15 protein-coding genes are annotated in these 13,017 nt (G+C 55.3%); all 15 read left to right on the top strand.

Annotation, left to right across the window (positions count from 1 at the left end):
* The first annotated feature begins 1 nt into the window (after position 1).
* The 15 genes from D7M11_RS03160 (at position 2) to era (ending at position 12,890) form a co-directional block, all read left to right on the top strand.
* Entirely contained in the window at positions 2–349 is a 348-nt protein-coding gene (locus D7M11_RS03160; RefSeq protein WP_120745672.1) for a histidine triad nucleotide-binding protein, read from the top strand.
* Positions 350–477: 128 nt separating this feature from the next.
* Positions 478–651 carry a 30S ribosomal protein S21 gene (gene rpsU, locus D7M11_RS03155; RefSeq protein ID WP_010491812.1) on the top strand — a complete coding sequence of 58 codons (174 nt, stop codon included), beginning with the start codon at positions 478–480 and terminating at the stop codon, positions 649–651.
* A gap of 15 nt (positions 652–666) precedes the next feature.
* Positions 667–1,110, top strand: coding sequence for a GatB/YqeY domain-containing protein (locus D7M11_RS03150; protein WP_120745671.1), 444 nt, complete (start codon positions 667–669; stop codon positions 1,108–1,110).
* Between the two features lie 150 nt (positions 1,111–1,260).
* Positions 1,261–2,649, top strand: a complete 1,389-nt coding sequence (locus D7M11_RS03145; protein ID WP_120745670.1) for an NfeD family protein — start codon at positions 1,261–1,263, stop codon at positions 2,647–2,649.
* 14 nt (positions 2,650–2,663) lie between these two features.
* Positions 2,664–3,662 carry a flotillin-like protein FloA gene (gene floA, locus D7M11_RS03140; RefSeq protein WP_120745669.1) on the top strand — a complete coding sequence of 333 codons (999 nt, stop codon included), beginning with the start codon at positions 2,664–2,666 and terminating at the stop codon, positions 3,660–3,662.
* 40 nt (positions 3,663–3,702) lie between these two features.
* A complete protein-coding gene (locus tag D7M11_RS03135) occupies positions 3,703–4,188 on the top strand; it encodes a hypothetical protein (RefSeq protein WP_120745668.1) in 486 nt (161 codons plus the stop codon).
* A 15-nt stretch (positions 4,189–4,203) separates the two neighbouring features.
* Positions 4,204–5,379 carry a PQQ-dependent sugar dehydrogenase gene (locus D7M11_RS03130; protein ID WP_120745667.1) on the top strand — a complete coding sequence of 392 codons (1,176 nt, stop codon included), beginning with the start codon at positions 4,204–4,206 and terminating at the stop codon, positions 5,377–5,379.
* A 111-nt stretch (positions 5,380–5,490) separates the two neighbouring features.
* Positions 5,491–5,769 (top strand): sporulation protein YqfC, encoded by a 279-nt coding sequence (gene yqfC / locus D7M11_RS03125; protein WP_120745666.1) that lies wholly within the window; start codon positions 5,491–5,493, stop codon positions 5,767–5,769.
* Positions 5,770–5,790: 21 nt separating this feature from the next.
* Complete coding sequence (gene yqfD, locus D7M11_RS03120) at positions 5,791–6,975, top strand: sporulation protein YqfD (protein ID WP_120745665.1); 1,185 nt, start codon at positions 5,791–5,793, stop codon at positions 6,973–6,975.
* A gap of 55 nt (positions 6,976–7,030) precedes the next feature.
* On the top strand, positions 7,031–7,999 hold the full coding sequence (locus tag D7M11_RS03115) for a PhoH family protein (protein WP_120745739.1): 969 nt from the start codon (positions 7,031–7,033) through the stop codon (positions 7,997–7,999).
* Positions 8,000–8,034: 35 nt separating this feature from the next.
* Complete coding sequence (locus D7M11_RS03110; protein ID WP_240040927.1) at positions 8,035–10,272, top strand: HD family phosphohydrolase; 2,238 nt, start codon at positions 8,035–8,037, stop codon at positions 10,270–10,272.
* A 15-nt stretch (positions 10,273–10,287) separates the two neighbouring features.
* A complete protein-coding gene (gene ybeY, locus D7M11_RS03105; protein ID WP_120745664.1) occupies positions 10,288–10,809 on the top strand; it encodes an rRNA maturation RNase YbeY in 522 nt (173 codons plus the stop codon).
* On the top strand, positions 10,806–11,507 hold the full coding sequence (locus tag D7M11_RS03100; RefSeq protein ID WP_120745663.1) for a diacylglycerol kinase family protein: 702 nt from the start codon (positions 10,806–10,808) through the stop codon (positions 11,505–11,507). The genes ybeY and D7M11_RS03100 overlap by 4 nt, the downstream gene beginning before the upstream one ends.
* A 15-nt stretch (positions 11,508–11,522) precedes the next feature.
* Positions 11,523–11,969 (top strand): cytidine deaminase, encoded by a 447-nt coding sequence (gene cdd, locus D7M11_RS03095; RefSeq protein ID WP_120745662.1) that lies wholly within the window; start codon positions 11,523–11,525, stop codon positions 11,967–11,969.
* 27 nt (positions 11,970–11,996) lie between these two features.
* The gene (era, locus tag D7M11_RS03090) at positions 11,997–12,890 is read left to right on the top strand and encodes a GTPase Era (RefSeq protein WP_120745661.1); all 894 of its coding nucleotides are present in this window, start codon (positions 11,997–11,999) and stop codon (positions 12,888–12,890) included.
* Positions 12,891–13,017 lie beyond the last annotated feature (127 nt).

The following is a 13,017-nucleotide window of genomic DNA, read 5'->3' as shown; positions in this document are numbered from 1 at the left end:
AGTGGATTGCATTTTTTGTAAAATCGTCAAGGGAGAAATTCCTTCCCGCAAAGTGTTCGAGAACGATCGTGTACTCGCCTTCCACGATATTCAGCCGGCTGCTCCCGTTCACGCGCTCGTCATCCCGAAGAAGCATATCGCTTCGATGAACGAGGCGGAGGAAGAGGACCAAGAGGTGCTCGGAGAGCTGCTGCTGACGGCCAAACAGGTCGCGAGGGAGCTTGGCATCGCGGATAGCGGCTACCGCCTGATCAACAACGTAGGAGCCGACGGCGGCCAAGTCGTATATCATATCCACGTCCACGTGCTCGGCGGCGACAAATTAGGCGGGTTAAACGTTAAAAATTAACCCGAACGGCCTTTGTCAAAAAGGTCATTTCGCAGGCAGGTTGACACTACGTTTCCGTATCACTTATAATGTAGTTTGATAAACCGTGTTTTCGTCTTGGACGGTCTGTTCGGAGGGAGGGAAAACTAGTGTCCGAAACTCGAGTTCGCAAAAATGAAACAATCGATGCTGCACTTCGTCGTTTTAAACGTTCCATTGCCAAAGACGGCGTCTTGGCTGAGGTGAAGAAGCGCAAACACTATGAGAAGCCTAGCGTCAAGCGTAAGAAAAAGTCGGAGGCTGCTCGGAAGAGAAAGTTCTAGGAGGATTTTGCTTTCATGAGCCTAAGCGAACGCTTGAATGAAGATATGAAGCAAGCGATGAAGAATCAAGACAAATTCAGACTCTCCGTCATCCGAATGATTCGATCGGCGATTAAAAACGTTGAGATAGATCAAAAGAAGACATTGAGCGACGAAGAGGTTCTCGATATTCTGAATCGCGAAATCAAACAACGCAAAGACTCCCTCCAAGAATTTGAAAAAGCGGGTCGGGACGATCTCGCCGAAACCGTCAAGGAAGAAATAGAAGTCATTGCCGTATATATGCCGCAGCAGTTTACTGAGGAAGAAATTCATGCTATCGTACAGCAGACCATCCAAGAAACCGGTGCATCTTCCAAAGCGGACATAGGCAAATTGATGGGCGCGTTGATGCCGAAGGTAAAAGGTCGTGCCGACGGCAAGCTGGTCAACCAGCTCGTGCAGAAGCTTCTTTCTTGAGAAATCGGACGAGCAAGCCCGATTTCGTCATTTCACCGCAAAAACAACACTCCTTTTCGGAGTGTTTTTTTGTTTGCTGAAACATGATTCCCTTTTCTGCGTAGAACAATAAGAAGATCAATAACGACTATATTGCCAAAAGGAGGAGCCATGCGAAACGTAGTTACCTCGTCTAAAAGGAGGTCCGTGCTCGTCTGGGGACTTATCGCACTCGTGCTCGCTTGCGGGGTGATGCTCGGAATCGGCGTACAGGCCGCTTCTTCGTCCGGACAGCAGACGCAAGGCGCAGCGGTCTCCGGGAAGCTCGTTTATGTTATTCCCGTGCACCAGACGGTAGAGAGCGGCTTGTACAGCTTTTTGGAGAGAGCGTTTGCAGAAGCGGCGAGCTCAGGTGCGGCCGCGATCGTGCTCGATATCGACACGCTTGGGGGCAGACTCGACTCGGCGGATCGGATCGGGAAGCTGATTCGCGGCAGCGTCGTGCCAACGACGGCGTTTGTTCACGGGCGGGCCGTATCGGCGGGCAGTTACATCGCCTTAAATGCGAATAAGATCGTGATGGAGCCGGGCGGCACGATCGGTTCGGCGGCGGTTATCCATCAGAGCGGAAAGGAAATCGATTCGGCGAAAATCATCTCCCGCTGGTCGAGCGAGATGAGGTCGGCTGCGGAGCTGCGCGGTAGGAATCCGGACATTGCCGAGGGCATGGTGAACAAACAGGTAAACGTGGACATGCCGCAGATCGGTAAAAAAGGCGGAAACGGAACGATCGTTTCGCTTACGGCGGAGGAAGCGCTTAAGGTTGGGTATGCGGATTATATGGCCGGCAGCCTGGACGAGACGCTTTCCTGGATGGGATTAAGCGGCGCTCAGAAGATCTCGTTCGAGCCCTCATTTGCCGAGAATTTGGCGAGATGGCTCGTAAATCCAGTGGTGATGACTGTGCTGCTGCTAATCGGCTTGGTTGGGATAGCCATCGAACTGCTGCTGCCCGGCTTCACGTTGCCGGGAGTCGTAGGCGCTCTGGCATTTGCGTTATATTTTTTCGGCCATTATGTGGCCGGTTTTGCCGGAATCGAGCATGTAATACTGTTTATTGCGGGCATCGTGCTGCTTGTTCTCGAAATTTTCGTGCCGAGCTTCGGGATTATGGGCATACTTGGAATTGCGGCCATTATGGCCGGAGTCGTGCTGGCGGCGTTTGATACGAAAAATGCGCTGCTGTCGCTGGGCATCGCCACCGTTCTGGCAGCCATAACCGTGACGATTGTCGCGGTCGTGTTCAAACGTTATGGCGTATGGAACAAATTCATTTTGCGGGATGAGTTGAGCGCTGACCAAGGATACGTATCGTTCGAATCGAAACATCATCTGTTCGGCGCACTCGGTGTCGCCGTCACGCCGCTGCGTCCAGCCGGTATCGTCGATATCGAGGGAGAGAAAGTGGATGTCGTCACCGAAGGCGAATACATCGAAGCGAATCGTTCCGTCATGGTGATCAAGATTGAAGGCGGCCGCGTAGTCGTCAAACAAGTATAAGGAGTTGGATGTGGATGGAGGAGTATTCCATCATTTTCGTATTGCTGATCGTGGCGCTTGCTGTAATCGTGTTATCGCTTTTCTTCAGTTTCGTTCCGATCATGCTGTGGATATCCGCACTCGCCTCCGGCGTACGCGTCGGTATTTTCACCCTGGTCGCGATGCGGCTGCGCCGTGTCATCCCAAGCCGTATCGTCAATCCGATGATCAAGGCGCATAAAGCCGGTTTGCCGATCACGGTGAACCAGTTAGAGAGCCATTACTTGGCGGGCGGCAATGTGGACCGCGTCGTAAACGCACTGATAGCCGCACAGCGGGCGCAAATCCCGCTTCCGTTCGAAAGGGCGGCTGCCATCGATCTGGCCGGCAGAGACGTGCTGCAAGCGGTGCAGATGAGCGTTAATCCGAAAGTAATCGAAACGCCGATGGTTTCGGCGGTGGCGAAGGACGGCATCGAAGTGAAAGTGCGAGCCAGGGTGACCGTGCGAGCCGATATCGATCGTCTGGTCGGCGGGGCAGGCGAAGAAACGGTCATCGCCCGGATCGGCGAAGGCATCGTTACGTCCGTTGGCTCAAGCGACACGCATAAGCAGGTTTTGGAAAATCCGGATATGATCTCGCGCACCGTACTCGGCAAAGGGCTCGACGCCGGCACGGCGTTTCAAATTTTGTCGATCGATATCGCCGACGTCGACATCGGCAAAAATATCGGCGCCCATCTGCAAACCGAGCAAGCCGAAGCGGATAAACGGATCGCCCAGGCGAAGGCGGAGGAACGCCGGGCTATGGCGGTAGCGCAGGAGCAGGAAATGAAGGCGCGTGTCGTCGAGATGCGGGCTCGGGTCGTGGAATCCGAGTCGCAGGTGCCGCTTGCGATGTCCGAGGCGCTGCGGGAAGGCAAGCTCGGCGTCATGGATTATATGAATATGAAAAATATCGATGCCGACACCGAGATGCGCTCCTCGTTCGGTAAAATGGGGCATACGGACAAAAACGACAAGGACTCCATTTAAGTAGCCCGTCAGTCATGTGGAACCGGGAGGTGAAGAGCGTATGAAGGATTTTATCGATTTTTTGTTGAAAAATATGGGGTTTATCGTAGTGGTCGGCGGCATTCTGATATCCTTACTGGCCAAAAGGACCCGGGAGATGCAGCGGCGGCAGGGAGAGTCTGGCGAGGGCGGGAAAAAAGTGAACCCGATGATGCCACCGTTCGGCGGCGGTCCCGGTCCATCAAGAGATGGCCGGCAGCTCGCTGCCGGCGATAAGGAACGCGAAAGTCGGACCGCAAGGGAGCGAGAACAGCCGAGAATCACAGTGGGACAAGCTGCTCCGTCTCCTGCCGTCGATGACAGGTTGCATCCCGCTGAACCGCTCAAGCCTTCCGCAGCAGCCGCGCATGAACCGGAAACGGGACATGGTTCCGGGGAACGGGCGGAGCTGGAGCTGAGACGGGAGGACGCGGTACGCGGAATGATCTGGGCGGAATTAATCGGTCCGCCCCGCTCGAAGAAACCTTACAGACCGAGAAACCGGTAGAGAGGACGAGCCTAGATGATACGACTGCGACAAATATCCGGCAGCATCGCGATAGCGGCGCTGCTTTTTTTTCTCACCGCTTGCGAAGCGAACAAGCCGCCTGAGGCGCAGGCCCCGAATACGCCGGTAAGCGGCAGCTCCGGGCAAACGGAAGCGTTCCCGTACAAGCCGGCCGAAGTGGTGGCGGAGAAGCTGAACGTGCCGTGGGATTTGGCCTTTGCTCCGGACGGAAGGCTGCTGTTCACGGAAAGGCCGGGGACGATTCGCGTTATTGCGGGCGGGAAGCTGCTGCCCGATCCGATGTTTACGCTCGCCCCTCCCTTTGTGAGCAAGGGAGAAAGCGGCTTGCTCGGACTGGCGCTTGACCCTTTATTTGCCGAGAACGGCTACTTGTATACGTACCATACCTACGAGTCCGACGGGGCTATGAAAAACCGTCTGCTGCGGCTAAGCGTCAAAGGCAACAAGGCCGAGCTGGATCGCGTGCTGCTCTCCGAGCTTCCAGGCCAGCAAACGCACGATGGCGGGCGAATCCGCTTTGGCCCCGACGGTAATCTGTATGTGACGGTCGGCGATGCCCAGCAGCGGGAGCTGTCGCAAAGCAAGGATAGTATGGCCGGCAAAATATTGCGTATCCGCTCCGACGGCTCGATCCCGGCGGACAATCCCGATCCCCGGTCGCCGGTGTACAGCATGGGGCACCGGAACCCGCAAGGGCTGGCGTGGCAGCCCGGCACCGGCAAGCTGTTCAGTTCCGAGCACGGCCAAACGGCCAAGGACGAGATCAATGTAATCGAGAAGGGCGGCAATTATGGCTGGCCGCTGATTGAAGGCGATCTGACCGAGGCGAAGCAGCCGCAACCCGCCGGGATCGTGCTGCGGAAACCGCTTCTCCATTCGGGCGAGACGACATGGGCACCCTCCGGCATGACGTTCGTGACGCAGGGGCCGTGGAAGGGAAAGCTGCTGGTCGCCGGTTTGCGCGGGACTCAGGTGCTGAAGCTGACGCTCACAGGCGGAGCAGACGTCCGGATAGACGCGATGGAAGCGCTGTGGAAAGGCGAATTCGGCCGGATTCGCCACGTGGCCGAAGGGCCGGACGGTTCGTTATACGTGCTCACGAATAACCGGGACGGCCGCGGCACTCCGAAACAGGACGACGACGTCATCCTGCAGTTCAAACCGAAATAAAACAAAGTCAGCTCCCGCCTCGGGCAATCCCGCCCCAGGCGGGTCTTTTTTTGCCCGAAGCCGCATATGGTGGTAAAAGCTACGGTTATATGGCAAGGAGGATCGCGATACATGCGGCAATGGAACCGGCGCTTGAGCAAATTAACGGCCAAACTTCTCGATCTCCCCCAGGATGTCGTGCTCGATCTTCCGCGATTCACGATGATCGGCAACCGCCAGCTTTATATCGAGAACCATCGCGGCGTGCTCCATTTCTCAAGCGATACGCTGAAGCTCGGACTTTCGCAAGGAAAGCTTGAGATTATCGGCAAGGAGCTCGTCATCCGCGCCATTTTGCCGGAGGAAGTATTTATCGAAGGAATTATATCGGATATCCGTTACTCGGACTGATCGAAGTAGGAGGGGTTCGCGGTGAAATCGACGCTATTCAACCGGCTGCGCGGCTACGTCCGCATCGAGCTGCGCGGCGGCCAATTGGAGAGGCTGCTGAACCGTTTGATCGAGCAACGGTTTGCTATATGGGATATACGCCGAATCGGCGGCGAAGCGGTAGAACTGCATATTTTGATCCGGGATTTTTTCAGGCTGCGTCCTTTTCTCAAGCAAACGGCAACCAAGCTGCGCATTCGCGGGCGTTTCGGCTTTCCGTTCATGCTGGACAGGCTGGGGCGGCGCAAAGCGTTTCTGATCGGCATCGTCTGCTTCTTTGTGGCGATCTTCGTGTTGTCTATGCTTGTATGGCGAATCGACGTAGAAGGCAACGAGAAAATCGCAAGAAGCGATATCGTGCAGGCAGCCAAAGAGCAGGGCATTTACCGTTTCCAATGGAAGTTTCGGCTTCCCGATTCGGACAAGCTGTCGCGGGAGCTGCTGAACAAGCTGCCGGGAACGGCCTGGGTCGGCGTCGATGTGCAAGGAACGCGCATCCGCATCAAGGTTGTGGAGTCGGCCCGCCCGGAGGACAGGCCGCTAATGAGTCCGCGTCATCTCGTCGCTTCGAAAAACGCGCTCGTTACGCAAATTTTGGCCGAAAGAGGGAAGCCGCTCGTCAAGGTGAACAGCAACGTGAACAAAGGCGACATCCTCATCTCGGGATATGTCGGCGACGACGTGAACCGGCAAACAGTCGTAGCTCAGGGGACGGTGCGAGGAATCGTATGGGAGGAAGCGAATGTGGAAATCCCGCTGACGCTGACGAGAAAGGTATACACAGGGGAAACGAAGAAACGCTCTTATGTCGTGATCGGCAATAAAGCATTGCAGGTGAGCGGCTTCGGCGAGCCTTCCTTCGCCCAGTTCGAAACGATTCCGCTGCTGCGGACGCTGCAATGGCGCAAATGGTCGCTTCCAATCGGAATGTTGAACGAAAAGTTGCTCGAATCGCGGATCGAGGAAATTCCGCTGGACCCCGAGGATGCGAAAAAAATCGCGCTGGAGCAGGCGAGGGCGGAGCTTGTGGCGGCCGCCGGACCCGAAGCGAAATGGCGCAGCGAAAAGATTATTTTGCATGAAAAGTCGGACAATGGTAAAGTTTATATGAAAGTGCTTTTTGAAATCGAGCAGCCGATCGCCATGGAACAGCCGATTGTTCCGTAAAGCCTGGCAATCGATCCGTGCCGATTTACTTCGGGGCAAAGGGACTGAGGCTTTTTTGAAGGAAACGAACCTGCTGAAAATCAGTTTGAACAGCGTGGCGGAGGGACTGGCCCTGTTCGGACCGCAAGACAAATTTATGCATCTGATCGAAAACGCCACCGAAGCGAAAATGAACACCCGCGAGGCGGAGCTCGCCATTCAGGGGCCGCCTGCGGAGCTAAAGTGGCTTGAGCAGCTGTTCGACGTGCTGCTTCAGCTTGTCCGGGGGCAGTATACGCTGACGGAACGCGATATTTTATACGCAATCGAGCTGGCGAAGGAAATGAAGGCTGACCAGCTGCTGGACTTGTTCAAGGGAGAAATCGCCTCCACATACCGGGGCAAGCCGATTCGCGTCAAAACGATCGGACAGCGGCATTACGTATCGACGATCCAGAAGAAGGATATCGTATTCGGAATCGGCCCCGCAGGTACGGGCAAAACGTACCTCGCCGTCGTGCTGGCGGTAGTCGCGCTCAAGGAAGCGCGCGTCAAGCGGATCGTGCTGACGCGGCCAGCGGTGGAAGCGGGCGAGAGCCTTGGATTCCTGCCGGGGGATCTCCAAGAAAAAGTTGACCCCTATTTGCGTCCGTTGTATGATGCACTTAACGATGTGCTGGGGCCTGAGCAGGTAGCCAAATCGCTGGAGCGCGGGCTGATCGAGATCGCTCCGCTCGCTTATATGCGGGGCCGGACGCTCGACGATTCGTTTATTATTTTGGACGAAGCGCAAAATACGACGCCGGAGCAAATGAAAATGTTTTTGACCAGACTTGGCTTCGGTTCCAAAATGGTCATTACCGGGGATAAAACGCAAATCGATTTGCCGAGAGGAACGCGTTCGGGCCTTGTTGAAGCGGAGCGCATCGTCGGCTCCATTCCCGAAATCGGCATCATTCATTTCGCCGAACAGGATGTCGTCCGGCATTCACTCGTGCAAAAAATTATTGTCGCGTATCAGCAAGATCACGAAACCAAGGGCTGATCGACGTATCGTCCGGAAGAAAGAGAGGACTGAACGTGGCTCACAACCAGCAGACTTCTGAAGGCGGAAAACAGGCGAACGTGCTTACCGGCTGGAAATCCAGTCTAAGCATCCGTCTTCTGTTGTTTGTTTTACTCGGACTTGTGTTTTATTTGGCTATGGAAGGCAGGCTTATCCCGCAAACCTACGATATCAAGGCGGGAGCGGCCAGCGAAAAAACGATTTATGCGACGAAGCAGATCGAGAACGCGATCGGCACGCAAAAAGCGAAGGAAGAAGCGGCTAGGCGGGTACAGCCCGTCTATTCCATTTTATCGATGAAAAATGAAAGCCTCGTCGATACGACCTTCGAGAAACTCAAACAAATTAATGCCGACGATCAGCTGAATACAAACGACAAAGCCAGTATATTCCGCAACGTATTTCCGACGATGTACGGCGATTACGTCACTATGCTGTCAGCCTCGATCCGGACAAGCGATCCTGCGAACGACGGGCTCCTGAACGAGGTGAAAACCGCGCTTGCCGATCAGATGTACCGCATTCCGGAAGAATTTTACTTCAAATTTCCGAAGCTGTCGAAGGAAGACCTGGACGAGATGGAGCCTGTGGCGAAAGAAATCGTCGGTCGGCTTATGAACGACCAGCTGCTGAACGCGCAAACGGCGCGGACGCGGGTGGCCGAGTTCGTCAACTCCTCCTCGTTGTCCAAACGAGAGTCGCGGGAGATGGTCCAGGAAATTGTTAGATTCGTCCTTACGCCGAATAAATTTCCGAATCAGAAGGCGACGGACGAGGCGCGGGCGGAAGCCCGGGACGGTACGAAGCCCGTTTACATTAACAAGGGCGATGTTCTCGTTCACAAGGGCGAGCTTGTTACGGAAGAGACGTATGAGCGGCTGAAGGCGATGGACTTGCTGAAGGAGAAAACGAATTACTGGCCGCAGCTCGGCCTTATGCTGCTTAGCGGGCTGTTCGTGCTTGGGCTGTTCATGTTCGTCAGCCACAGCGAGCATCCGATCCGCTCGCAAAACCTGCAGCTGCTTATGCTCGTTCTGATTTATGTGCTTAATGTGTTCGTGATGAAGGTTGTCTCGCTCGGGCCTTACGCGAATATCGGCTACCTCGCTCCCGTTGCGATGGGCTCGATGCTGATCGCGATCCTGATCGGAACGCCGCTGGCGCTTGCTTCGTCGATGGTGTTTGCGCTTTTGTCCAGCGTCATTTTTAATACGGGCGGCGAGCAATTGTTCGATTTCCGCTACGGTTTATTGGCCTTGGTCGTGTGCATCACCTCAGTGTATGCGATTCAGCAGGCGAATCAGCGTTCGTCGATTCTGAAGTCGGGCATTATGGTTTCGCTGTCCGGTGCTGTTACCGTCCTGTGCATGACATTTCTGGACAATGTATATACGCGCAGCGAAATTATGTTTTCGTTCGGCTTTACGGTAGCCTCCGGACTGCTTACGGCGGTGCTTGTCATCGGGCTGATGCCGTTTTTTGAAGTGACGTTCAGCATTTTGTCGCCGCTCAAGCTTGTCGAGCTGTCGAACCCGAATCACCCGCTGCTTCGCAAGCTGCTGATCGAAACGCCGGGCACGTACCACCACAGCGTCATGGTCGGCAATTTGTCGGAAGCGGCGGCCGAATCGGTCGGGGCGAACGGGCTGCTCTGCCGCGTCGGCTCTTACTACCACGACATCGGCAAGACGAAGCGGCCGAGCTATTTTATCGAAAATCAGATGAGCATGGGCAACCCGCACGACCAGATCGAACCGGATCTCAGCAAATCGATCATTATCGCCCATGCGCGCGACGGGGTGGAGATGCTAAAGGAGCATAACATCCCCAAGCCGATCCGCGATATTGCCGAGCAGCACCACGGCACGACGCTGCTCAAGTTTTTTTACTTCAAAGCGAAAAAGCTGCAGGAGGAAGGCGCAGAGCCGATACCGGAAGAGGACTACCGGTATCCGGGACCGAAGGCGCAGTCGAAGGAAGCGGCTATCGTCGGTATCGCCGACAGTGTGGAAGCAGCCGTACGCTCGCTGCGCAGTCCATCCATCGAGCAGATCGATACGATGGTGCGTAAAATCATCAAGGACCGGCTCGACGACGGGCAGTTAAGCGATTGCGATTTGACGCTCAGAGAGTTGGAGACGATCGCCAAAACGCTGAATGAGGCGCTGCTGGGCATTTTTCATTCGCGTATCGAATATCCGGCGGGCAGCAGTCCAGCCCAGGCCGAAACGAAGGAAGCAAAACAAGCGTAAGGGGACGTTGGATGTATGACGCTTAGTCTGGAATGGACGAACGAACAGGAAGAGATGGAAATTGGCGAGTCGCTGATCGGGATGCTGGAGAAGCTGCTGAACCTGGCCGCCAAAGCGGAAGGGATCGAGGACGGCGAGGTGGCGCTCAGCTTCGTGACCGACGAAGCGATTCAAACGCTGAACCGCGAATACCGGAATATCGACAAGGCGACCGACGTGCTGTCGTTTTCGATGCTGGAAAGCGTGGAAGGCGAGCCCGAGATCCGTTACGAAGATGAAGACGAGTATGAGTCGGATAACGGGAGCGAAGAGGAAGGAGCGCCGTTTGCCGAGCCGCTTGGCGATATCGTCATTTCCGTGCGGCGCGCGATGGAGCAGGCGAACGAATACGGTCATTCCCTCGAACGGGAGATCGGCTTTTTATTCGTTCACGGCTTCCTGCATTTGATCGGCTACGATCATGAGAACGAAGAAGCGGAGCGCCTTATGTTCGGCAAGCAGGAAGCGGTGCTCCTGGAGGCGGGACTGACGCGGTGAGAGATGTCAAAAAGTTTCGCAGAAGCTTCCGGTATGCGTACGAGGGGCTGAAGCATTCGTTATCGACGCAGCAAAATATGCAGTTTCACTTTTTCGTAGCGTTTATTGTGCTCATACTCGCTTTATTGTTCGAGCTGCCAAAGACGGAAATATTGTTTGTTTTGCTGTCGGTTACGCTTGTCATCGTCTGCGAGCTGATCAACACGGCGGTTGAGAAAGCGGTCGATCTGGCGATGCCGGATCGGCACCCGCTGGCCAAAATCGCCAAAGACGTAGCTGCGGCCGCCGTTCTCGTATCGGCGGTTTTTGCCGCTATTGTCGGCATGGTCGTTTTTTACGAACCGATCGATCGCCTTATCAGCCGTGCCGGCACCGGCGAAACGGTGTTAACGCCCGGTCTGATCTGGACGCTGATTAGCCTGGTGGCGCTGACGATCGTTGTCGTGCAAACTCGTTTTTCCGATCGCCGCATACCGCTGAGACCGAGTTTGCTGACGGCCGTTTCGTTCGCCATCTCGACGTGGATCGCTCTGCTCACCGGCAAAACGCTAATCGCGCTGCTCGGCTACAGCTTGTCGATCCAGCTTACGTTCGTGCTGTACGATAAACGAAGCAGGCAGCTGCCGGCACTCGCGATCGGAGCGATTATCGGCACGATTATGACCGTACTTGCCTATTTCATGATTCGGAATTTCTAGAACGGAGGGCTGCCCATGAATGGACAATATCAGCCGGACCGTGTGGCGGCCGATTTGATACGCCACGCGCTCATCGCGCGGGAGAGGGCTTACGCGCCTTATTCCCGTTTTCGCGTAGGAAGCGCGCTGCTGGACAAACAAGGGAACGTGCATTACGGCTGCAACGTGGAAAATGCCGCTTACGGGCCGACCAATTGCGCCGAACGAACGGCGCTTTTTCGCGCCATCGCGGACGGACAGGCGCCCGGAAGCTTTGTCGCGCTTGCGGTGGCCGGAGACACGGAAGGGCCGATATCGCCCTGCGGCGTTTGCCGGCAAGTGATGTTCGAGCTTTGCGCTCCGGGCATGCCCGTTTATTTGACCAATCTGAACGGGGATGTAGCGGAGACGACCGTATCCAGTCTGCTGCCCGGAGCGTTCGGACCGGCGAATTTGGCATCCGATCCGGAGCCGTCCCCTTAATTTGCAATCCAAACTGTGGAGGCTTACATGACCAAACATAAATCAGGCTTTGTCGCTATCGTCGGGCGGCCGAACGTAGGAAAATCGACGCTGCTTAATCAGGTGATCGGGCAAAAAATCGCCATCATGTCGGATAAACCCCAAACGACGCGCAACAAAATTCACGGTGTGTATACGACCGCACAGATGCAGATCGTGTTTCTCGATACGCCGGGCATTCACAAGCCGAAGTCCAAGCTTGGCAACTACATGATGAAGGTAGCGGAAAATACGTTCCACGAGGTGGACGCGATCCTGTTTCTCGTAGACGTGGCCGAAGGCATCGGCGGGGGCGACCGCTTCATTATCGAGCGGCTGAAAAACGTCAAAACGCCGGTTATTCTCGTGCTGAACAAAATCGACCAGGTGCATCCGGAGGCACTGCTTCCGGTAATCGTCGCTTACAAAGATTTGTACGAGTTCGCCGAGATCATCCCTATCTCCGCTTTGCAAGGCAACAACGTCAACACGCTGCTGGAGCAGGTCGGCAAATATTTGCCGGAAGGCCCTCAGTATTATCCGGCCGATCAGGTGACCGACCATCCGGAGCAGTTTATTATCGCCGAGCTGATCCGGGAGAAGCTGCTGCATGCAACCCGGGAAGAGATTCCGCATTCGATCGCGGTCGCCATCGAACAGATGAAGGTCGAGGAGAACGGCATCGTGACGATCGGCGCGGTTATTTACGTCGAACGCGATTCGCAGAAAGGAATCATTATCGGCAAACAAGGCGCGATGCTGAAGGAGGTCGGCCGCTTGGCCCGCCGCGATATCGAATCGCTGCTCGGTTCGAAAATTTTTCTCGAGCTGTGGGTAAAGGTAAACAAAGATTGGCGCAACCGCGAGCACGTGCTGAAAGATCTCGGATTCCGCCACGACTAAACCCCCTACAGGGACCCCGGAATATATGAAACGATGGTACGCCGCCGGGTTCATTGGCCTAGCATTTTTTACATGGGATACAGTTTGCCCGGCGCGCTCATCCTAGGGAATATCAATCGAAATATTT

Source organism: Paenibacillus ginsengarvi, from assembly GCF_003626695.1.
Classification (GTDB): domain Bacteria; phylum Bacillota; class Bacilli; order Paenibacillales; family NBRC-103111; genus Paenibacillus_AB; species Paenibacillus_AB ginsengarvi.
Note: the sequence above shows the minus strand (reverse complement) of the source record. Positions and strands in the feature narration are given on the sequence as shown.